Here is a 20676-nt window from a genome sequence, read left to right on the forward strand (position 1 = left end):
GCAGAAAAGACTATCGACGCGGCGGCTGCGCCCTGACGTTGTCGATCAGGCGCGCGCGGCCGATTCGCGCGGCGGTCAGCACCACCATCTCCACGCCAGGCACGGGATCACCCAGCGTCGCCGCATCACGGATCGAGAAATAGTCGGGCCGGAAGCCGTGCTGCTTCAGCGCGTCGAAGCCCGCCTGCTCCAGCGCCGCGAAATCCTGCGAGCCGGATTCGATCGCTTCGCGCGCACGCGACAGCGCCGCATGAATCTGCGGCGCGATCTTGCGCTCGTCCGCGGAGAGATAGCGATTACGCGAACTCATGGCGAGGCCATCGCTCTCGCGCGTCGTCGGCACGCCGACGATTTCCATCGGCATGCACAGATCCGTCGCGGCGCGACGGATGATCATGAGCTGCTGGAAATCCTTCTCGCCGAACAGGGCGACGTCGGGCTGCACCAGGTTCAGCAGCTTCGTGACGATCGTGGCGACGCCGGTGAAATGACCGGGCCGGAAAGCGCCGCACAGGATGCTGTCGATCTCCGGCACCTGCACGCGCGTCGAGACGGCTTGCCCGCGCGGATACATCTCGTCGACGTCCGGCGTGAACAGTACGTCGGCGCCGATCGATTCGAGCAATCGGCGATCGTCCTCCGGCGTCCGCGGGTACGCCGCGAAATCTTCGTTCGGACCGAACTGCATCGGATTGACGAACACGCTGACGACCACGCGGTCGGCAACGTCGAGCGCACGACGCACGAGATCACCGTGCCCCTGGTGCAGGTTGCCCATGGTCGGCACGAAGGCGACCCGTTCGGAAGCCTTGCGCCATAGCGCCACTGCACGGCGCAGCTCTGCGGAGCGGACGATCGTATCCATCAGAAACAGTGTTCCGGTCCCGGATAGGTGCGGGATTTGACGGCTTCGGCGTAGGCCTTGACCGCGTCCAGCGCACTGTCGCGACCGGCCATGAAATTCTTCGAGAACTTCGGCTTGCGTCCCGCCGTGATGTCGAGGACGTCATACAGCACCAGGATCTGGCCGTCCGTATCCGGACCTGCGCCGATGCCGATCACGGGAACGTGCAATGCCTGCGTGATCTCGGTGCCGAGTTTCGCCGGAATGCATTCGAGCAGCACGACATCGGCGCCTGCGGCTTCGAGCGCCTTCGCATCGCGCATCATCTGTTCGGCCGCAGCCTCTTCGCGCCCCTGCACGCGGAAGCCGCCGACCTTGTGCACCGACTGCGGCTTGAGCCCGAGATGCGCGCAGACCGCGATGTCGTGCTTCGCAAGAAATTCGACGATCTCGACCTGCCCGGCGCCGCCTTCCAGCTTCACCATCTTGGCGCCGCCTTCCTGCATCAGCCGCACGGCATTGTCGAGCGCCTGCTCCTTGGACGAGTACGTCATGAACGGCATGTCGGCCATCAGGAACGGGCGATACATGCCTTTCGCCACGGCGCGGCAGTGATAGATCACGTCGTTCAACGTCACCGGCACGGTCGTGTCGTGACCCTGGATCACCATGCCCAGCGAATCGCCGACCAGCACGACATCGATGCCGGCGTCATCGACCAGCGTGGCGAAACTCGCGTCGTAGGCAGTGATGCAGGCGATCTTCTCGCCCTCGGCCTTCATCTTTTCCAGCGTCGCCACATTGACCGGAGGACGCGGCGCGTACCGTTCTTGCAGGTGCTTGTACATGGATGACTCGCAGAGTCCGTGCCTGAAGAGGTCAGCGGTGACGACACGGAAGGACCACGCAGCCGATGCAGATGCATACCCCCGGCCGACGGGCGCCAAGGATGAACGAGGGGGTTGCAAACATCAACCGCAATGCAGGAACGCGGAGGCGCCGTGTATACCGTCGTCAGTCGGCCGTGCTCTTCAGCGGATTGTAGTAGTGCCGTCCCTTGCGAACGCGTCGCACCTGCTCGAACAGCTGCTCGTAATCGCGATCGTTCGACACGAAGTCCGCCTGCGCGGCATTCACGATCAGCAGCGGCGATGTGTCATAAGCGTGGAAGAACCGCGCATATGCTTCCTGCAGACGTTCGAGATACTCGCGATCGATCTGCTGCTCGTAGCGGATGCCGCGACGCGCAATGCGTTCGAGCAGGATATCGATCGGTGCCTGCAGGTAGATCACGAGATCGGGTATGGGCGTATCGATCGCCATGCGCGAATAGATCTGCTCGTACAGCCCGAACTCCTCGTCATCGAGCGTCAGGCGCGCGAACAGCCGGTCCTTGTCGATGAGATAGTCGGCGACGCGCACCGTATCGAACAGATCGTGCTGGCGAATGTCTTCGAGCTGACGCGTGCGCTGGAACAGAAAGAACAACTGTGCCGGCAACGCGCCCGCGCGTGGATTGCGATAGAAGCGCTCGAGAAACGGATTCTCCTCAGCCTGCTCCAGGATCAGTTCGCTGCCGAAGCTGCGCGCGAGGCGCCGCGCAAGGCTGGTCTTGCCGACGCCGATCGGACCTTCGACCACGACGTAGCGATGCGGCGCTGTTGGAAGTTTCTCGGCCATGCGGAGACAGGATCGGTTTTATGAAAGTGGCACGAGTCCGGCGGCGCCAACCCGTGCGGCCAGACTCGCAACGCTCCCGTGTCCGGGAACGATGAGGTCCGGCGCGATATCGTGCAAAGGATACAGGACGAAGTTGCGCTCCGGGACGCCACGATGCGGCACGACGAGATCCGCTTCCTCGATCCTTGCAGTGCCGTGCACGAGCAGATCGAGATCGATCCGGCGTGGCCCCCAGCGCACCACCGGCGAGGCGCGCCCCAGGTCCGCTTCCAGTTGCTTGAGTGTCTGCAGCAACTCGCGCGGCGACAGTTGCGTGAGCACTCCTGCGACCGCATTGACGAACTCGGGTTGATCCTGCGGGCCGAGCGGCGCCGAGCGATACAACCGCGAGACGCGGATCAGGCGACTCGCTGCGAGTGTCCGCAATTTTTCCAGGGCAAGACGCACCTGCGCGAGCGGATCGTCGAGATTGCTGCCGACTGCAATGTACGCCGGCACCCAGAGCGTGGACATCGAAGCAGCGCGTCAGGGATTGCTGGCCGCAGGATGACGTCGGCGACGGCGGCGGCGACGCGGACCGTCGGCATGCGCAGGCTGCGAACCGGACGGACGCTGCTCGACGCGCGCGATACGCTCGTCCGGCGACAGTGTCTGGATTTCCGTCCACCAGGTGGCCAGTTCTGCATCGACCTCGCCGGCGGCGGCCCGCAACAGCAGAAAATCATAGGCCGCGCGAAACCGCGGATGATCGAGCAGCCGCAGCGCGCGACGACCGGAACGCAGGGCGAACCGCGGCTGCATGGCGATGACCTCGCGCATCGGCAGCGTGAAGCGCTTGGGAACGGCGATGCGCGACTGCTGCTTCGCGGTCACCAGTTCGCACGCATTGGCCATCTGCTGGATTTCGCTGCCCTGCTGCGCGCCGAGCTTCTGATAGGTCCGGGTGATGGCGGGCCACAGCAGCAGCGCGAACAGGAACGTCGGCGTGACCGATTTGTCGGCCCGCACACGCTCGTCGGTGCCTTCGAGTCCGAGCCGCAGCAGCCGCGCCGCCGCGCTGTCGGGCTGCTCTTGCAAGGCGCCGGCCAGATCAGGAAACAGATGTTCGAGCAGTCCGAATTGCACCAGCAGATCGAAGGCACGGACGGCGGTACCGGATAGGAACAGCTTGTTGATCTCGTCGAACAGCCGCGCCGGCGGCACGCCATCGAGCATCCACGCCAGCTTGCTGATCGGCGCCGCAGTGGCGGCCTCGATCCCGAAATCGAGCTTCGCGGCAAAACGGATGGCACGCAGCATGCGCACCGGATCTTCGCGATAGCGGGTTTCCGGATCGCCGATCAATCGCAGCACGCGGGCGCGCGCGTCGGCCACGCCGCCGACGTAATCCCACACCGAGAAGTCTTCGATGTTGTAGTAGAGCGCATTGGCGGTGAAATCGCGGCGCCAGACGTCTTCTTCGATCGTGCCGTACAGGTTGTCGCGCAGGATCCTGCCGCGCGCATCGAGCACGCGATGGCCGCCTTCATCGACGCTGTTGTCCTCGTCGATGGGCGTATGCGCGGCGCGGAAGGTCGCGACTTCGATGATCTCGTAACCGTAACGCACGTGGGCGAGATGGAAGCGCCGGCCGATCAGCCGGCAGTTGCGAAACAGCTGCTTGACCTGATCCGGATGCGCATTGGTGGCAACGTCGAAGTCCTTCGGCTCGATGCCGAGCAGCAGATCGCGAACGGCGCCGCCGACGAGGAATGCCTGGTAACCGGCCTCTTTCAGCCGATACAGCACCTTCAATGCATTCGGGGAAATATTCGCCCGGGAGATCGGGTGACCATCGCGCGCAACGATCAGCGGCTTGCCGGTGTCAGTCGGAAGTTCTTTAGAGGTATGGTCGTTCAATGAGCGCCGCCGCTTGAGACAGTGAGAGCGCCGCCTATAATACAGCCTCGGCCGGCGTTCCTACCGGACGGTTCATCTGCGCTCCCATCGTCTAGAGGCCTAGGACACAGCCCTCTCAAGGCTGGTACGAGGGTTCGAATCCCTCTGGGAGCGCCATTCCCTCTCGTGCGCGATCAAGGGCTTACGCTCATCAGGCGCCTGATCGGCGTTTCTTCTTCGCGAGCCGGTCGACGAACTGCGCATCGGCAGGCACAGCGGCTTCGTGCTCAGGCATGCAGGCGCCCTGAACGATCTTCGTTGCGCGAAACCACTGCAATCCGCCGTTCTCCGGCATGTCGAACTGCAGGTACAGCGCTACCGGCCAGCCGTGATACTGGCGCACACAGGTCTCGGTCCGGGCGCCGAGCATGGGAATGCGCTTCGCCATGCAGCGGGCCCCTGCATATTCGCGCTCGCCGATCATCTCGGCCGACGACTCCAGCGACAGCAGCGCATCCGCGGTGTCATCGTCGGGCTCGTCGATCGCCGTGCGTCGAGCCTTGCCCGTCAGGCTGCTGTAGCGAATGCGTTCGTCGGCGGAGCGGATCGTGAGGAGATGCAGCGGCACCTGCTCGTAGCCGACCCAGAGGATTTCCCGTCCTTCCCTGTCGCGGAAGTGAATACCGGGCGCTGGCGTCAGCATGTCCTTGCTGATGGTGGCTTTGATGGCGGTGCCGCGCTGGATCTCGATGAGGCGCCCGGCCGTCACATGGATCGTGCGTGACGTGATGCCGCGCGCCTGCGGAAAATTCCGTGGAATTTCCGACCAGGGCGCCATCGCCGTGTTGATCGAAGGAATCGACGCTTCGTAGTCGATGCGAATGCCGTCGCAATCGCCCTGTGCGGGCGCCGAAGCCATGACGCTCCACAACGCCACCCCTGCAATCCATTCGCGCATGGCCACATCCCTGTCAGCTGCCGGATGCCCAGCCTAAGGCAGAGCCCCGTCCGGAGCTACTTCGGGTTGGGGATTCCCAGCTTTCGCCCTTCCTCTGGGAGCGCCATCTCAGAATGGCGGCAAATGGCCGTTGCATAATCCGGCGCATTGAACCGGAGCTGTCATGACCCCAGCGGATCGCCGCATCACGGAGCAGATCGACAAGTGGCTGACGAGCGTCGATCTGCACCTCAAATACGTCGAACTCAGCGATGCGGCCTATGCCCGAGTGCAGCCGTGGCCGAAACACGACCGGCCGACCCGCTGGGTACTGGAAGTGGCGCGGCAGAAGATCCTGGAGTTGAAATCCCACTGCGAGACGCGGCAGGCCATGGGGGACGGTCGATTCGCCGAATCCCTGGAACTGATGGCCTTTCTGGCGAACCTCGTCGGCATCCAGCACATCCAGCGCTTCGTGCCGCTCGCCGATCCGGACAAGGCAAACACCGGCACAGGCGCCAGCCAGACGGTCGAGGCGCCCACGATCGTCAAGACCGCGCCGGTCAGGACGGTTCGGCCGGCGGACGATGCGACCCGCGAAATGCCGAAGCTGCGGGTTCCGACGCCAGGGAAAGCCGCGACAGCACCGGCCCCGAAAGCGGCTCCGCCCGTTGCGAAATCGGCATCCCGTCCCGAAGCCAGGCCTGCCAGTCGACCCGCGGCAGCGACTGCCAGGCCCGAGCCAGCCCCGAAGGCCGTCGCCGCCGACCTGAAGGAAAAAATGCTGGCGGATGCGGTGCGCCTGCTGAAATGGGGCAAGCCCTGGCATGAACTGGCCGAACTCATCGGCCGCATTGCCGATCGCCCCGCGGTCCCCGAGATCCGCAAGTTCCTGCGCACGCACAAGGCCGATATCGAAGCGCGCGCCGCCAGGAGCTAGGAAAACGCGGGCAAAAAAAAGGCCGGGTATCTTGCGATAGTCCGGCCAATCAGGGGGATTCGAGCAATCGGTCGTGTCATCTCTGGATCGTCACAACCGTCAGCAACCTGTGCATTGACCCGGCGGAGCTCATTCAGTTCCCGGACTTTCGTCCGGTGGCTGCCGCTGCGTCATTTTGCGATGCCAAATATACAGATTGCTGTATCGCAGCACAACAGCCGCGATGTGATTTCTTCCACAAGAATCCCCGGAAAAACGAGGTTCTGGAGACGGTCGGACGCCAGGGCGGGGTAATTCAGGATTTTTCGCACTGCCAAATAATCCATCCCCGCCGGGCGCCTTCACCCGCACGGCGGCGATTAAGTCGACGTCATGTACCGGCCGTCGGCCGCGACATTTCTTGAAAACTCCGGCGGCCCCGTAGAAAAATCGCCGCCGGTTTCGTTGGCTACCCCGCCATCGAAATCACCAAACTTCAACGAGCCATCGTGAACTCCGCGGGAAACGGTGCGGTCACACGACAGGCTTTTCCATCAAGAACAAAGCGCTAGCGACATGATCGAGATCAATCATCTGACCAAACGCTACGGACCGCTCACCGCGGTCGATGACATCAGCTTCCAGGTGGCGCCGGGCGAGGTGCTCGGCTTCCTCGGCCCGAACGGCGCCGGCAAGTCGACCACCATGAAAATGATCACCGGCTTCCTCGCGCCGACCTCGGGCAGCATCCGGGTGTGCGGCCACGACGTGGACTCCGCGCCGATCGCCGCCAAGGCCTGCATGGGCTACCTGCCCGAAGGCGCCCCGGCCTACGCCGAAATGAACGTCCGCGCCTTTCTCGATTTCATCGCCGACATCCGCGAGCTGACCGCCGACCGGCGCCGCAGCCGCCTCGATGACGTGATCGGCCGCCTGGCGCTCGGCAGCGTGCTGGACCAGGCGATCGAAACCCTCTCCAAGGGCTTCAAGCGCCGCGTCGGACTCGCGCAGGCGCTGCTGCACGATCCGCCGGTGCTGATCCTCGACGAACCGACCGACGGTCTCGACCCCAACCAGAAGCACGAAGTGCGCACGCTCATCAATGCGATGGCGAAGGACAAGATCATCGTGATCTCGACCCACATCCTCGAAGAGGTCGATGCGGTCTGCAATCGCGCCATCATCATCGCCAACGGCCGCATCCTCGCCGACGACACGCCGCAGCAGCTCGCCGCGCGCGCGCCGTCCGGACGGCTTGACGATGTCTTCCGCACGATCACTACACAGGGAGCAGTCGCCCATGCGTAACGTCTGTGCCCTGTTCAAACGCGAGTTCGCCAGCTACTTCGCGACGCCGCTGGCCTTCGTGTTCATCGTGATCTTCCTGATCCTCACCGGCGCGTTCACGTTCTTCCTCGGCGGCTTCTACGAGCGCGGCCAGGCGGATCTGGCGCCGTTCTTCAACTATCACCCGTGGCTGTACCTGTTCCTGATGCCGGCATTGTCGATGCGGCTGTGGGCGGAAGAGCGCAAGTCGGGGACCATCGAACTGCTGATGACGCTGCCGGTCACGCTATGGCAGGCCGTGCTCGGCAAGTTCCTCGCGGCCTGGGCCTTCGCCGGCGTCGCGCTGGCGCTGACGTTCCCGATGTGGATCACCGTCAACTATCTCGGCGACCCGGACAACGGCACCATCGTCGGCGCCTACATCGGCAGCTTCCTGATGGCTGGCGGTTTCCTTGCGGTGGGCAGCTGCCTGTCGGCGGCGACGCGCAACCAGGTCATCGCCTTCATCCTGACCGCGGTGCTCTGCCTGTTCTTTTTCCTGCTCACCGGCTTCGGTCCGGTCATCAACGTGTTCAGCGGCTGGCTGCCGCAGACGATCGTCGACGCGCTCGCCTCGTTGTCGTTCCTCACGCACTTCACCTCCGTCGCCAAGGGCGTGATCGACCTGCGCGACCTGCTCTACTTCGCGACGCTCATCGTCGTGTGGCTGGCGGCGACCGCCATCGTGCTGGAAATGAAGAAGGCCGACTGACATGAGCAACAACAAATCGACTGCCGGACGCAAGGTGTTCGGCCTGGGCGCCCTGGTGGCGCTGGCCCTGCTGTTCATCGGCGTGACGATCCTGCTCACGTTCGCGCTGCGCGGCGCACGGCTCGATCTCACCGAGAGCAAGCTGTACTCGATCGCGCCGGGCACGCAGAACATCCTTGCGTCGCTTCAGGAACCCATCAATCTCTATTTCTTCTTCTCGCAGGAGGCGAGCCGGCAGTCGCCGCAGATCCGCGCTTACGCGCAGCGCGTGCAGGAACTGCTGGAAGAAATGGCGCAGCGTTCGAAGGGCAAGCTGCGGCTGAACGTGGTCGATCCGCAGCCGTTCTCCGAGGACGAAGACCGTGCCACCGAGTTCGGACTGCAGGCCGTGCCGTTCGGCGGCCAGGGCGAATCACTGTACTTCGGCCTCGCCGGCACGAACTCGACCGACGGACGCGAAATCATTCCGTTCTTCCAGCCTGACAAGGAAGAGTTTCTCGAGTACGACGTGGCCAGCCTGATCCATCGGCTGGAGAACACGAAGCGCGCCAAGCTCGGACTCATCGCGGCCCTGCCCGTCGACGCCTCGTTCGATCCCGCCTCCGGTGGCATGCGTCCGGGCTGGGCCAGCATCGCGCAGATCCATCAGCTGTTCGATGTGCAGACCCTCGCAACCGACATTGCGGAGATCGCGCCTGACATCGACACGCTGATGATCGTGCATCCGCGCGAACTGTCGCCCAAGACTCTCTACGCGATCGATCAGTTCGTGATGCGCGGCGGCAAGCTGATCGCCTTCATGGACCCGCAGTCGGAGAACGATCCGCAGGCGGCGCAGATGGCCCAGATGGGCGGCATGGCCGGCGGACGCTCCTCGACGCTCGGCCCGCTGCTCGATGCCTGGGGCGTGACCTACGATCCGGGCCAGATCCTCGGCGATCGCGAACTGGGCCTGACCGTGTCGCTGCAGGCCAATCAGCCGCCCTCGCAGCACATCGCCATCGTCGGCTTCAATCGCGCCAGCATGAACGGCAAGGACGTGGTGACCTCGGCGCTGGATTCCATCAACGTCATGACGGCCGGCGTGCTGGGCAGGAAGGAAGGCGCGACGATCGAATTCGAACCGCTGATCCAGTCGAGCACCAACGCAGCGCTGCTACCGGCGGCGAAACTCGCCTTCCTGCCCGACAGCCAGTCGCTGCTCGATGGCTTCAAGGCAACGGGTGAGCGTTACGCTGTCGCGGCGCGCATCCACGGCAAGCTGAAGTCCGCGTTTCCCAGCGCGCCGGAAGGCGCCACCGCCGGCCAGGCGCTGAAGGAAACTGCGGGCGATGCGAACATCATTCTGGTCGCGGACACGGACATCCTTGCCGACCCGCTGTGGGTGCGCACCCAGAACGTGTTCGGTCAGCGCATGATGATGGCCTGGGCGAACAACGGCGACTTTCTCGCCAATGCCATCGACAACCTCGCCGGCAGTTCGGATCTGATCAGCATCCGCGGCCGCCAGAGCTTCTTCCGCCCGTTCACGAAGGTCGATGAACTGCGTCGCCGTGCCGACGACCGGCTGCGCGCGACCGAAAAGCAGCTCGACGAGGAACTGCGCGACACCGAACAGAAACTCACTCAATTGCAGGCGAGCCGCGCGAACCAGGAAGAACTGACGCTCTCGCCGGAACAGGAAGCCGAGCTGACCCGCTTCACCCAGGAACGCGGGCGCATCCGCAAGGAATTGCGCGAAGTACGCCGCAGCCTCGACGTGGAAATCGAAGGTCTCGGCTCCCGGCTCAAACTGATCAACATCGCGCTGATCCCGACCCTGATCGCCATCGCCGCCATTGCGCTCGCGATCACGCGACGGCGCCGGCTGCGTGCCGGCCGGGCCGCGGCGCATACCGGTTGAGAAAGCTCCCATGACGTCACGCAATCTTTCCCTCCTTGGCCTGATCGCAATCGTCGTGCTCGCCGCTGGCCTGTGGCTGGCGAATCCACGTTCATCCGCGCAGAAATCGGATCTGCTCTATCCCGGACTGAAGCAGGATCTCGACAAAATCACCGCGATCCGCCTCTACAAGGCAGGCAACGAACCCGCCGTGGAACTCACGCGCGGCGAATCGCACTGGCAGGTCGCGCAACGCTCGAGCTATCCCGCCGATGCGGCGAAAGTGCGGCGCCTGTTGCAGTCGCTGGCGGACGCCAGGTCGATCGAAGAGAAAACCTCGAATCCGGACAACTACCCTGCGCTCGGCGTGGAGGATGTCGCGGACGCCGCGGCAGCCGGCACGCGCGTCGAACTCGTCGGCACGGCACAGCCTGTCGATCTGATCGTCGGCAAGAACGCCGGCACGAAGGGCTCCTATGTTCGCCGCACGGGCGAACCGGCCAGCTGGCAGACGAACGAGAGCATCGAAGCCTCGGCGACGCCGCACGACTGGCTGCAGACTGCCGTGCTCGACATCGGCGCCGATCGCGTGCAGTCCGCGGCGATCACCGTCGGCAGCGGCAAGCCATACACGATCGCCAAGGCCGCACGCGCCGATGCCGACTTCAAGGTTGCGGGGCTGCCGAAAGGCAAGGAAGCGGATACGTTCGCGGCGAACAACATGGCCACCGCACTCGCCGGCCTCACGCTCTCGGACGTACGTCCGGCCCAGGACTTCGCTGCCGACAAGTCCGTCGCGCATGCGACCTTCCGGACGTTCGACGGCCTGGTCGTGGAACTCGACGGATTCTCGAAGGATGACAAGCACTATGTCGCCGCGAAGACGTCCTACGACGATGCGCTGGCAAAGCAGTTCCACGTCGAGACCCAGGCGCCTGCCGATGGTGAAGGCAATGCGCCGAAGGCGAGCAGCGAGGAAGAGTCCGGCAAAACCAATGCCCGCCTGCAGGGCTGGGTGTACGAGATCGCCGACTACAAGTACGAGCTGATCTTCAAGCCGGCGGATTCGCTGGTGAAGAAGTAAGGCCGCCTGTGGGGCCGGCTTCAGCCCAATGGCCCTGACATAAGGATTTGCTCTGCCTGTGGGGCCGGCTTCAGCCGGCCTCTGCCTGTAGGTCAGGCTTCAGCCTGACATCTTTCCAGAGGCCGGCTAAAGCCGGCCCCACAGGAAATTCAGCGGGCGCGCTTCGGCAGCAATACCACGCGCGTCTTCGTCCACCGATCCGGCCACGCCTGTTTGTCGCGATCGATCCAGATCCACAGGTAGGCAATCGCCAGCGGCGCGAGCGCAATGCAGTTCGCCGCCACGCGCGGCGTTTTCGGCCAGTCGTGCCAGATCCACCAGTAGCCGATCAGGAACGGCACGCACAGCACGAAGACGGCGCCGAGCCGCCGCAGGGCATCGCCGACGGAAAGCAGCGCACCATCGTGCCGCTCCAGGCGCAGACGCCAGGCGAGCATGCCCACTGTCTGGCCGCGTCGCGTCCAGAAAAAGATGAAAAATCCGGCGACGACGGCGATCTGCACGAGGTGATACAGGTGCGCCAGCCAGCCCACCTCTTCCGCCACCAGCACGCGGCCTTTCAGGAACGGCAGGAACGGCACCGTGGCGACGACCATGAAGGCAAAGATCGGCAGGCAGTCGTAGACCATCGCACCGAGACGCCTGAGGAGGCCGGCAGGAGGCGTCTGGATCATCGCAACCTCAGCGGACACGGGACACCGCAACTCCAGTGATCAGCGCCAGCACCACCGTCGGCGTCCAGCCGACGACGATGGGCGGCAGATCGAAGATCGCGCCGCTGCTGTCCATCAGGCGCGCCAGCAGCAGGAACAGGACGCCGACCATGATGCCCACTACCGTACGCGCACCCGTGCCGGTCGAGCGCATCGGTCCGAACGCGAACGGCACCGCGAGCACGACGATGATGGACACGGCCACCGTGCGGGCGATGCGCGCCCACATGGCAGCCTCGGCCGAATTCGCATCCAGCCCATTACGTTTCAGGTGCGCGATGTATCCCGTCAGCGCGCGCACCGGCATCGCATCCGGCTTGATGGCTGCAAGGCCGAGGAACTCTGCCGAGAGATTGGTCTCGAGGGTCGCGGAGGCATGCTGCTCGGGAACGATGCGATCGTTCTCGACTTTCGACTGGCGATAGTCGCCCAGGGTCCAGCGGTTCTGCTTGTCGATGCTGGCATTGCCGGCCTTGCCGACGCTCAGCAGCCGGCGCTGCGCATCGAACTGGAATACATAGACGCCGCCGAAACTGTTCTCGGCGCTCTGGCGCTGCACCGACAGGATGGTGTCGCCGTCCTTCGCCCAGGCCGCGCGGTTGCCGGCCATGCTGTAGTCCTGGAATTTCTGGAAGGTCTTCATCTCGCGCGCGTACTGCTCCAGCGGCGGCGCGACGTACTCGCCGAGCGCCCAGGTCGCCGCCATCAGCAGCACACCGGCACCGAACACCCACGCGCCGATGCGCACCACCGACACGCCCGCCGCCCGGATCACCACCAGTTCCAGCGAACGAGCGAGATTCCCCAGCGACAGCAGCGCGCCGATGAGCGAGGCGATCGGCAGCATGTCGAATGCCGTCTGCGGCAGGTTCAGGCCGACGTACATCAATGCGCTCACGCCGGTGTAGTTGCCGACCCCCACTTCGTCCTGCTGCGAGATGAGCAGGTACAGGCCGTTCAGTACCGCCAGCACCAGCAGCACCAGCAGCGTGTAGCCGATGACATTGCGCATCACGTAACGCGACAGCAGCGACATGTCAGCTCACCGCCGCGGGCCGCACGCGCCCGATCGGATAGGCCCTGAGCAGCAGCAACGCCGCAGCGACCAGCGCGATGACATGCACCCACCACAGGCCGAGGGACTGCGGCGCCACGCCGTTTTCGATCCAGGTGCGCGCCGCCACCAGCGAGTTGTAGTAGATGAAGTACGCGAGGATCGCGATGCCCATCCTGCCGAAGCGGCCCTGTCGCGGCCGCAGACGCGCGAGCGGCACGGCCAGCATCATCAGCACCAGCGCGCTCACCGGCGTCGCGATGCGCCAGTGCAGTTCGGCCACGTCCTTCAGGTCGGTCGAATCGAGCAGTTCGGCCGTCAGTTTCATGTCCGCCTTCGAGGCCCGGCCGGCCGGATCGCCCAGGCGGATCGGAATGCCGCCCTCGCTGAACCTGATGATGCGGAACTGACCCTCGCCGGGCACGCCTTCGTAGCGCTCGCCGTCATAGAGCACGAAGGTCTGCTCCGCCTGCCCCGCTCCGCGCTGCTCGGCGCGCGTGGCCGTCCAGATCTCGAAACGGCTCGCAGGCTGCACTTCGCGCGCGTCGCCTGATTCATCCGTCTTCACGGGGCGTTCGATGAACACGTTCACGTTGTGCAGGATGCCGTTCTCGTCCACGCGCTCGGCATAGAACACGATGTTGCCGCCGCCGAAGGTACGGAACCGGCCCGGTTCGAGCAGTCCGAACTGCGCATCGCGCAGCGCCTCGGCGCGGATGGCCTGCGCTCGCGCACTCGCCGCCGGAATCGCGATGAAGGACAGCCAGGCGAGCAGCGCCACGATGACGATGCCCAGCAAGGTGATCGGCCGGAACAGGCCCGCCGGTCCCACGCCGCAGGCCTGGATCGCCGCCATCTCGCTCTCGTGATACAGCCGGCCGAGCGCCAGCATGATGGCGAGGAAGAAACCGATCGGCATGATGATCGAGAGGTTGCCGGTGGTCGTGAGTCCGATCAGGGCAAAGACGACTTCGCGCGGAAAGTCGTTGGCGGCCGCCTGCGACAGCACGCGTGCGAGCTGGTTCGCCAGCAGGATCGCAAGCAGTACGACCGTCACGGCCAGCCAGGTGACGGCGACTTCGCGAAAGACATAGCGATCGAGCGTACGCAGCGCGGATACCTCAGCGCGAACAGGGCGGATACAATCTCCGGCCTTCGTTCTGCCGGCGCATACGTTAAGCGACACGGCATCCTGCGTAAACCTTGAGAAGAGGACGGCCCATGGAATTTTTTGCGACCACCAGCGCGCCCGCGCGGCAGCGCACCGAATGCGCGATCGTCGGCGTGTACGACAAAGGCGTCCTGTCCGATGCGGCAGCCGAGATCGACGCCCGCAGCGGCGGACGCCTGGCGAAGCTGGTGAAGAAAGGTGATCTGCGCGGCAAGACCGGCGATGTCGTCACGCTCGCGGATCTCGATGGCGGCCCGTGCGAACGCATCATTGCCATCGGTCTGGGCGCCAAGAGCGCGTTCAATCGCAAACAGTATCGACGCGCGCTCAACTCGGCGCTGACGGCCATCGGCAAGACGAACGCACGGGAGGCGGTCAGCTATCTCGCACTCGACGGCGCGAAGGACGCGGACACCTACACGCTCGCGCGCATCGCCGCGGAAGTCGCCGGCAACTCGGCGTATCGCATTCCGGATCACAAGACGGCCAACAAGCGGCCGAAGTCGCGGCTCGCGAAATTCGGTGTCGCAGCGACTCGCAGCGACCGCAGCAGCGTCGAACGCGGCATCGAACACGGCCGCGGCATCAGTGCCGGCATGTCGCTCATGCGCGACCTCGCCAATCAGCCCGGCAATGTCTGCACGCCCTCGTATCTCGCGAATGCCGCGAAGACCCTGTCGCGCGAGTACCGCAGCATCAAGACGCGAGTGCTCAACGAAGCCGATTGCCGCAAGCTCAAGATGGGTTCGTTCCTGTCCGTCACCGAGGGCACCGAAGAACCGGCGCGTCTGATCGTGCTCGAGTACTACGGCGCCGAGCGCAGCAAGGCGCCGGTCGTGCTGGTCGGCAAGGGCGTGACCTTCGATACCGGCGGCATTTCGCTCAAGCCGCCGCCCGCGATGGATGAAATGAAGTTCGACATGAGCGGCGCCGCCAGCGTGCTCGGCACGTTCAAGGCGATCGCGGAACTGGAACTGGCGATCAATCTCGTCGGCGTCGTACCCGCCTGCGAAAACATGCCCGGCAGCCGCGCCACCAAGCCCGGCGACATCGTGAAGAGCATGTCGGGCCAGACCATCGAAGTGCTGAACACCGACGCCGAGGGACGCCTGATCCTGTGCGATGCGATCACCTACGCGCGCCGCTTCAAGCCCGACACGCTCATCGACATCGCGACGCTCACCGGCGCCTGCGTCATGGCGCTCGGCAGTCACTACTGCGGCCTGTTCAGCAACGACGACGCACTGAGCGAAGCGCTGCAGGAGGCCGGCAACCGCAGCGACGATCGCGCCTGGCCGCTGCCGCTCGGCGAGGAATACGCCGAAGGACTCAAGAGCAACTTCGCCGACATGGCGAACGTCGCCGGCCGCGAAGGCGGCGCCATCACCGCGGCCTGCTTCCTCGCCAAGTTCACGGAAGGACTCAAGTGGGCGCATCTGGACGTGGCCGGCACCGCGTATCAGTCGGGCGCCAACAAGTCGAGCACGGGCCGCCCGGTGCCGTTGCTGGTCGACTACCTGATCAACCGGTAGTCGCGTGGCCCGCGTCGATTTCTACGTGCTGTCGCAGGAGGGCCCGGATGCCCGCCTGCGCATCGCCTGCCGCCTGGTGGAGAAAGCCTACGACCAGAATCTGAAGGTCTACGTGCAGACATCGTCGCAGGCGGAAGCTCAGCGCCTCGACGAACTGCTGTGGACGTTCAACGACCGCGCCTTCATTCCCCACGAGATCAACACCGGCAACGGTGCATCGCACGAACGCGTCGTGGTCCTGATCGGCGAAGCGGCCGCACCGCAGAGTCATCGACAATTGCTGATCAACCTCGTCAACCGCCTGCCCGACGATTTCGAACACTTCGAACGTGTCGCCGAGATCGTCGACGTCGATCCCGAGAACAAGCGGCTGTCACGCGAGCGCTACAAGGTGTATCGCGAGCGCGGGTGCGAGCTGGATACGCACAATCTTTGAGGAAGAACAGGATTGGTACGCAAAAGGCGCAATGAGGAACGCAAGAAGCGCAAAAAGTTCTCTCTGGGACTTTCGAAACTTGTGCCTTTTGCGTTCTTCCTTGCGCCTTTTGCGTACCAATCCCCCTCTTACTTCCTGATCCCCAGCCACCCGGCATGATCCACCGTATCCGTCGCACCGCGCTGGAACGCATCGCGCCACGACTGCGGCAGCGAGCGCTTCGTCAGGGTCCGGGTATCGACATGGACATAGACGGTTTCGGCCGTGGCGATGACCGGCTCGGCGCCGGCGATGCGGAATTCCGTTGCGAGCGTGAATGACGTGTTGCCGATGTGCTTCGCCGCGACGGAGGCTTCGATCACCTGGTCGTAGCGCGCCGGGGCTTTCCATTCGAGCGTCTGCTTGACGAGCTGGTAGTCGAGTTCGCCGCTCTGCAGTTCGTGCTCGAAGCCGAGTGCCCGCAGCCATTCCGCCGTCGCGAGGTCGACGTAGTCGGCGTAGCGCGCGTTGAAGACGACCTTCTGCGCATCGCATTCGCCGTAGCGCACACGCAGGTAGTAACGGAAACGATCGGCAGACATGTGAACCTCTCGGAAGAGAATGGCCGCAAAAAGCGCAAAAGGCGCAAGGTCAGAACTCCGGATTTCTTACTTTCGCGTCTTCTGCGCTTTTTGCGGCCATTCCTTGATTCTTCGTCTCAACCCCTGACCCAGTAATAAACCGCGAGTCCCGCACCGACGGCGACGACGGTCCAGCGCAGCGGGTCGGCATTCATCCGGCCGGCGACACGGCCGCCGATCATGCCACCGACGACCGCGCCGGCGGCCATCGCGGCCGCGACGATCCAGAGCACCTGGCCTGAGAACACGAAGAACACGGCCGCGGCGATGTTCACGCTGAAGGCGACGGCTTGCTTGAGCGCATTCAATCGGGTCAGCGAATCGTGCAGCGTCGCGCCGAGCACGGCCAGGACGATGACGCTCATGCCGGCGGTGAAGAAGCCGCCGTAGATGCTCGCGAGCATGACGGCGACGGTCGCCGGCGCCAGGTTTTCATGCCCGTCGCCATCGGAAGCGAGGCGCCGCACGACGAACTCGCGCACGCGATTCTGGAAAGCCAGCAGCAGCGACGCGAACAGCAGCATGAAGGGCACGAGCTTCTGGAACGTGTGCTCATGGGTCCGCAGCAGCAGCCATGCACCGGCGATTCCGCCCAGAATCGCCGCGGGCAGGCAGATCCGGAACCGCCTTTCCTGACCGCGGAGCTGGCCGAGCTGTGCCAGGGTCGCACCGAAATAACCCGGCGACAGCGCCACCGCATTCGTCACGTTGGCGGCGATCGGCGGCACGCCGAGGCCCAGCAGCACGGGAAAACTGATCAGCGTGCCGCCGCCGGCGATGGCGTTGACCAGGCCGGCCGCGGCGGCAGCCACGGCGGCGATGAAGAGTTCGGAGGCAGTCATCCGCGGAAGTATCGGGGAGCCGTGGATGGCCGGGCAAACCGGTCCGGCCCGGAACAGGACCTGCGGCTATAATCGCCGCCCCGTTTTGTCCCGGACTCGCACAGTTCCCATGGAAAAGTCCTACAGCCCCCGCGACATCGAGCAGCGCATCTACCAGCGCTGGGAGGAAAACGGCTGGTTTGCGCCGCGCGGTACCGGCGAGCCCTACTGCATCATGATCCCGCCGCCCAACGTGACGGGCACGCTGCACATGGGCCATGCCTTCCAGCACACGCTGATGGACGCCCTCACCCGCCTGCATCGCATGGACGGTCGCAGCGCGCTGTGGCAGCCGGGCACCGACCACGCCGGCATCGCGACCCAGATGGTGGTCGAGCGCCAGCTCAATGCGGCCGGCACGCATCGTCGCGACATCGGGCGTGAAGCTTTCGTCGAGAAGGTCTGGGAATGGAAGGCGCAGTCGGGCGACACGATCTCGCGGCAGGAACGCCGCCTCGGCAACTCGGTCGACTGGACGCGCGACCGGTTCACGATGGACGAAGGACTATCGGTCGCCGTCACCGAAGTGTTCGTGCGCCTGTACGAGGAAGGCCTGATCTATCGCGGCAAGCGCCTCGTGAACTGGGATCCCGTGCTGCACACCGCGCTGTCCGATCTCGAAGTGATGCAGGAGCCCGAGCAGGGATCGCTGTGGCACCTGCGCTATCCGCTCGCCGACGGCACCGGACAGCTCGTGGTGGCGACCACGCGTCCCGAAACGATGCTCGGCGATACCGCGGTCGCGGTGCATCCGGAAGACGAGCGTTACAAACATCTCATCGGCAAGAAGATCCATCTCCCGCTGACCGAGCGCCTGATTCCGATCATTGCCGATGAGTACGTCGATCCGGCGTTCGGCTCCGGCTGCGTCAAGATCACGCCGGCGCACGACTTCAACGACTATGAAATCGGCAAGCGTCACGATCTGCCGCTGATCAATGTGCTCGACCACAACGCCGCGCTGAACGATGCGGTGCCGGAAGCCTATCGCGGCCTCGACCGCTTCGAAGCCCGCAAGCGCATCGTCGCGGATCTCGAAGCGCAAGGCCTGCTGGAAAAGATCGAACCGCACACGCTGCAGGTGCCGCGCGGCGACCGCAGCGGCGCCGTGCTCGAACCGTGGCTCACCGATCAGTGGTACGTGCGCATCGCACCGCTGGCCGAGCCGGCGACGAAAGCCGTCGAAGACGGCCGCATCCGCTTCGTGCCGGATCACTGGGCGAAAACCTATTACCAGTGGATGAACAACATCCAGGACTGGTGCATCAGCCGCCAGCTCTGGTGGGGTCACCAGATCCCCGCGTGGTATGACGACCAGGGCAATGTCTATGTCGCGCGCACCGAAGCGGATGCCATGCAGCAGGCGCAAGGCGCACTGAATCGCAACGATGTCGTGCTCAAGCGCGACGACGACGTGCTCGACACCTGGTTCTCCTCCGCGCTGTGGCCGTTCTCGACGCTCGGCTGGCCCGATGAAACGCCGGAACTGAAGAAGTTCTATCCGACCTCGGTGCTGGTCACCGGCTTCGACATCATCTTCTTCTGGGTCGCGCGCATGATCATGATGGGCATGAAGTTCGCAGGCGACGTGCCGTTCCGCGAGATCTACATCACCGGCCTGATCCGCGACGAGAACGGCGACAAGATGTCGAAGTCCAAGGGCAACATCATCGACCCGCTGGACCTGATCGACGGCATCGACCTCGAATCGCTGGTGGCGAAGCGCACGAGCGGCATGATGCAGCCGCAGCTCAAGGGCAAGATCGAGAAGGCGACGCGCAAACAGTTCCCCGACGGCATTCCTTCCTACGGCACCGACGCGCTGCGCTTCACGTTCGCTTCGCTTGCGACCATGGGCCGCGACATCCGCTTCGACCTGGGACGCGTCGATGGCTACAAGAACTTCTGCAACAAGCTCTGGAACGCCGCACGCTACGTGCTGATGAATACGGAAGGCCAGGACAACGGCCTCAGCGGCGACATCGAGTACTCGATCCCGGACCGCTGGATCCGTTCGCGCCTCGGCTCGACCGTCGAAGACGTGCGCCGCCTGCTCGGCGAATACCGTTTCGACCTCGCCGCGCAGAAGCTGTACGAGTTCGCCTGGTACGAATACTGCGACTGGTACCTGGAACTGTCGAAGCCGGCGCTGCAGTCGGAGTCCGCCAGCGCGGCGCAGAAACGCGGCGCCCGCCGCACGCTGCTCGAAGTGCTCGAAGCGTATCTGCGACTGCTGCATCCGCTGATGCCCTTCGTCACGGAGGAGATCTGGCAGGCCGTCGCGCCGCTCGCGGGCCGCCAGGGCGAGACCATCATGCTGCAGCCGTATCCGCGCGAATCCGACTTCCCCGTCGATCAGGCGGCGGAAGATGCCATCGCGCCGATCAAGGCCGTCATCCTCGGCGTGCGTCAGATCCGCGGCCAGCTCGACGTGGCGCGCTCGCGCCAGATTCCTGTGTTCGTGAAGGCGGCGTCGAACGAGGACTGGCGACTGATCGCGGCCAACGCGGACCTGATCCGCTCGCTCGCCAACATCACCAGCCTCGACGCCATTGCCGACGAATCGACCCTGCCGCCCACGGCGATGCAACTCATCGAAGGCCAGGTCATCCATGCCCCGCTCGCGAGCCTGATCGACGATCCTGACGCGGAGCTGTCGCGGCTCGCGAAGCGCAGGACGAAGACGCTGCAGGAAATCACCAAGTGCGAGGCGAAACTCGGCAACCAGAACTTCGTCGCCAACGCCCCGCCTGCCGTCGTCGAACAGGAACGCGCGCGCATCGCCGATTTCAAGACCGAAGTCGCGCAGATCGAGGAACAGGAACGACGGGTGCGGCAGCTCAAGGGATAGGGAATCGGAGTTTCACACGGAGATCACGGAGGCCACGGAGGTCGGAAAAGATGAAGAGAAAATTTCCACGGGGGGCACGGGGAACACGGGGCTCGGACAGAAAATTTCTTTTCCCCGTGCTCCCCGTGCTCCCCGTGTTCCCATTCTTCCCCCGTG

19 protein-coding genes and 1 tRNA gene are annotated in these 20676 nt (G+C 64.5%); 9 read left to right on the forward strand and 11 right to left on the reverse strand.

The window, feature by feature from the left end:
* Nucleotides 1-10: 10 nt before the first annotated feature.
* The 5 genes from panC to pcnB all read right to left on the reverse strand — a co-directional run bounded on the left by panC (nucleotide 11) and on the right by pcnB (nucleotide 4423).
* The gene (gene panC, locus V7D81_RS02610) at nucleotides 11-865 is read right to left on the reverse strand and encodes a pantoate--beta-alanine ligase (RefSeq protein ID WP_324314280.1); all 855 of its coding nucleotides are present in this window, start codon (nucleotides 863-865) and stop codon (nucleotides 11-13) included.
* Nucleotides 865-1692: a 3-methyl-2-oxobutanoate hydroxymethyltransferase gene (gene panB, locus V7D81_RS02615; RefSeq protein ID WP_324314282.1), complete on the reverse strand. Its 828-nt coding sequence runs from the start codon at nucleotides 1690-1692 to the stop codon at nucleotides 865-867. The genes panC and panB overlap by 1 nt, the downstream gene beginning before the upstream one ends.
* A gap of 166 nt (nucleotides 1693-1858) precedes the next feature.
* Nucleotides 1859-2524, reverse strand: coding sequence for a deoxynucleoside kinase (locus V7D81_RS02620; RefSeq protein ID WP_324314284.1), 666 nt, complete (start codon nucleotides 2522-2524; stop codon nucleotides 1859-1861).
* An 18-nt stretch (nucleotides 2525-2542) separates the two neighbouring features.
* Entirely contained in the window at nucleotides 2543-3037 is a 495-nt protein-coding gene (folK, locus tag V7D81_RS02625) for a 2-amino-4-hydroxy-6-hydroxymethyldihydropteridine diphosphokinase (protein WP_324314285.1), read from the reverse strand.
* Nucleotides 3038-3049: 12 nt separating this feature from the next.
* Nucleotides 3050-4423, reverse strand: coding sequence for a polynucleotide adenylyltransferase PcnB (gene pcnB, locus V7D81_RS02630; protein ID WP_324314286.1), 1374 nt, complete (start codon nucleotides 4421-4423; stop codon nucleotides 3050-3052).
* Between the two features lie 80 nt (nucleotides 4424-4503).
* Between pcnB and V7D81_RS02635 the strand changes: the two genes are divergently transcribed.
* Nucleotides 4504-4579 (forward strand) — tRNA-Glu (locus V7D81_RS02635).
* A gap of 34 nt (nucleotides 4580-4613) precedes the next feature.
* Here V7D81_RS02635 and V7D81_RS02640 read toward each other — a convergent pair.
* Nucleotides 4614-5360, reverse strand: coding sequence for a hypothetical protein (locus tag V7D81_RS02640; RefSeq protein ID WP_324314287.1), 747 nt, complete (start codon nucleotides 5358-5360; stop codon nucleotides 4614-4616).
* A gap of 163 nt (nucleotides 5361-5523) precedes the next feature.
* Between V7D81_RS02640 and V7D81_RS02645 the strand changes: the two genes are divergently transcribed.
* The 5 genes from V7D81_RS02645 (at nucleotide 5524) to V7D81_RS02665 (ending at nucleotide 11262) form a co-directional block, all read left to right on the forward strand.
* Nucleotides 5524-6279, forward strand: coding sequence for a hypothetical protein (locus V7D81_RS02645; RefSeq protein ID WP_324314288.1), 756 nt, complete (start codon nucleotides 5524-5526; stop codon nucleotides 6277-6279).
* A gap of 555 nt (nucleotides 6280-6834) precedes the next feature.
* Nucleotides 6835-7566: an ABC transporter ATP-binding protein gene (locus V7D81_RS02650; protein ID WP_324314289.1), complete on the forward strand. Its 732-nt coding sequence runs from the start codon at nucleotides 6835-6837 to the stop codon at nucleotides 7564-7566.
* Nucleotides 7559-8296: an ABC transporter permease subunit gene (locus V7D81_RS02655; protein WP_324314290.1), complete on the forward strand. Its 738-nt coding sequence runs from the start codon at nucleotides 7559-7561 to the stop codon at nucleotides 8294-8296. Before V7D81_RS02650 ends, V7D81_RS02655 begins: the two co-directional genes overlap by 8 nt.
* A gap of 1 nt (nucleotide 8297) precedes the next feature.
* Nucleotides 8298-10199, forward strand: a complete 1902-nt coding sequence (locus V7D81_RS02660) for a GldG family protein (protein ID WP_324314291.1) — start codon at nucleotides 8298-8300, stop codon at nucleotides 10197-10199.
* Nucleotides 10200-10209: 10 nt separating this feature from the next.
* Nucleotides 10210-11262: a DUF4340 domain-containing protein gene (locus tag V7D81_RS02665; RefSeq protein WP_324314292.1), complete on the forward strand. Its 1053-nt coding sequence runs from the start codon at nucleotides 10210-10212 to the stop codon at nucleotides 11260-11262.
* Nucleotides 11263-11411: 149 nt separating this feature from the next.
* Here the strand turns inward: V7D81_RS02665 and V7D81_RS02670 are convergent, their stop codons facing one another.
* The 3 genes from V7D81_RS02670 to lptF are packed head-to-tail and all read right to left on the reverse strand — an operon-like array spanning nucleotide 11412 to nucleotide 14215.
* Complete coding sequence (locus V7D81_RS02670) at nucleotides 11412-11954, reverse strand: RDD family protein (protein WP_324314293.1); 543 nt, start codon at nucleotides 11952-11954, stop codon at nucleotides 11412-11414.
* Entirely contained in the window at nucleotides 11944-13011 is a 1068-nt protein-coding gene (gene lptG, locus V7D81_RS02675) for an LPS export ABC transporter permease LptG (RefSeq protein ID WP_324314294.1), read from the reverse strand. Before lptG ends, V7D81_RS02670 begins: the two co-directional genes overlap by 11 nt.
* Nucleotide 13012: 1 nt before the next feature.
* Entirely contained in the window at nucleotides 13013-14215 is a 1203-nt protein-coding gene (gene lptF, locus V7D81_RS02680) for an LPS export ABC transporter permease LptF (protein WP_324314295.1), read from the reverse strand.
* A 35-nt stretch (nucleotides 14216-14250) separates the two neighbouring features.
* On the opposite strand from lptF, the gene V7D81_RS02685 reads away from it, so the two are divergent.
* Nucleotides 14251-15732: a leucyl aminopeptidase gene (locus V7D81_RS02685; RefSeq protein ID WP_324314296.1), complete on the forward strand. Its 1482-nt coding sequence runs from the start codon at nucleotides 14251-14253 to the stop codon at nucleotides 15730-15732.
* Nucleotides 15733-15736: 4 nt separating this feature from the next.
* Complete coding sequence (locus V7D81_RS02690; RefSeq protein WP_324314297.1) at nucleotides 15737-16168, forward strand: DNA polymerase III subunit chi; 432 nt, start codon at nucleotides 15737-15739, stop codon at nucleotides 16166-16168.
* A gap of 128 nt (nucleotides 16169-16296) precedes the next feature.
* Here the strand turns inward: V7D81_RS02690 and V7D81_RS02695 are convergent, their stop codons facing one another.
* A complete protein-coding gene (locus V7D81_RS02695) occupies nucleotides 16297-16749 on the reverse strand; it encodes an acyl-CoA thioesterase (protein ID WP_324314298.1) in 453 nt (150 codons plus the stop codon).
* Between the two features lie 116 nt (nucleotides 16750-16865).
* Nucleotides 16866-17630, reverse strand: a complete 765-nt coding sequence (locus tag V7D81_RS02700; RefSeq protein ID WP_324314299.1) for a sulfite exporter TauE/SafE family protein — start codon at nucleotides 17628-17630, stop codon at nucleotides 16866-16868.
* Nucleotides 17631-17739: 109 nt separating this feature from the next.
* Here V7D81_RS02700 and V7D81_RS02705 point away from each other — a divergent pair, with 109 nt between their 5' ends.
* Nucleotides 17740-20520, forward strand: a complete 2781-nt coding sequence (locus tag V7D81_RS02705; RefSeq protein WP_324314300.1) for a valine--tRNA ligase — start codon at nucleotides 17740-17742, stop codon at nucleotides 20518-20520.
* The last annotated feature ends 156 nt before the right edge of the window (nucleotides 20521-20676 follow it).

The sequence above is a fragment of the Povalibacter sp. genome (genome assembly GCF_036735925.1).
Lineage (GTDB): Bacteria > Pseudomonadota > Gammaproteobacteria > Steroidobacterales > Steroidobacteraceae > Steroidobacter.

Bases quoted from the DNA above. Each gene is read 5' to 3' on its own strand.
- V7D81_RS02695 (WP_324314298.1), bottom strand. From the start codon at position 16,749: ATGTCTGCCGATCGTTTCCGTTACTACCTGCGTGTGCGCTACGGCGAA.
- panC (WP_324314280.1), bottom strand. From the start codon at position 865: ATGGATACGATCGTCCGCTCCGCAGAGCTGCGCCGTGCAGTGGCGCTA.
- V7D81_RS02685 (WP_324314296.1), top strand. From the start codon at position 14,251: ATGGAATTTTTTGCGACCACCAGCGCGCCCGCGCGGCAGCGCACCGAA.
- panB (WP_324314282.1), bottom strand. From the start codon at position 1,692: ATGTACAAGCACCTGCAAGAACGGTACGCGCCGCGTCCTCCGGTCAAT.
- lptG (WP_324314294.1), bottom strand. From the start codon at position 13,011: ATGTCGCTGCTGTCGCGTTACGTGATGCGCAATGTCATCGGCTACACG.
- V7D81_RS02640 (WP_324314287.1), bottom strand. From the start codon at position 5,360: ATGCGCGAATGGATTGCAGGGGTGGCGTTGTGGAGCGTCATGGCTTCG.
- V7D81_RS02620 (WP_324314284.1), bottom strand. From the start codon at position 2,524: ATGGCCGAGAAACTTCCAACAGCGCCGCATCGCTACGTCGTGGTCGAA.
- V7D81_RS02645 (WP_324314288.1), top strand. From the start codon at position 5,524: ATGACCCCAGCGGATCGCCGCATCACGGAGCAGATCGACAAGTGGCTG.
- V7D81_RS02705 (WP_324314300.1), top strand. From the start codon at position 17,740: ATGGAAAAGTCCTACAGCCCCCGCGACATCGAGCAGCGCATCTACCAG.
- V7D81_RS02700 (WP_324314299.1), bottom strand. From the start codon at position 17,630: ATGACTGCCTCCGAACTCTTCATCGCCGCCGTGGCTGCCGCCGCGGCC.
- V7D81_RS02650 (WP_324314289.1), top strand. From the start codon at position 6,835: ATGATCGAGATCAATCATCTGACCAAACGCTACGGACCGCTCACCGCG.
- folK (WP_324314285.1), bottom strand. From the start codon at position 3,037: ATGTCCACGCTCTGGGTGCCGGCGTACATTGCAGTCGGCAGCAATCTC.
- V7D81_RS02660 (WP_324314291.1), top strand. From the start codon at position 8,298: ATGAGCAACAACAAATCGACTGCCGGACGCAAGGTGTTCGGCCTGGGC.
- V7D81_RS02665 (WP_324314292.1), top strand. From the start codon at position 10,210: ATGACGTCACGCAATCTTTCCCTCCTTGGCCTGATCGCAATCGTCGTG.
- V7D81_RS02655 (WP_324314290.1), top strand. From the start codon at position 7,559: ATGCGTAACGTCTGTGCCCTGTTCAAACGCGAGTTCGCCAGCTACTTC.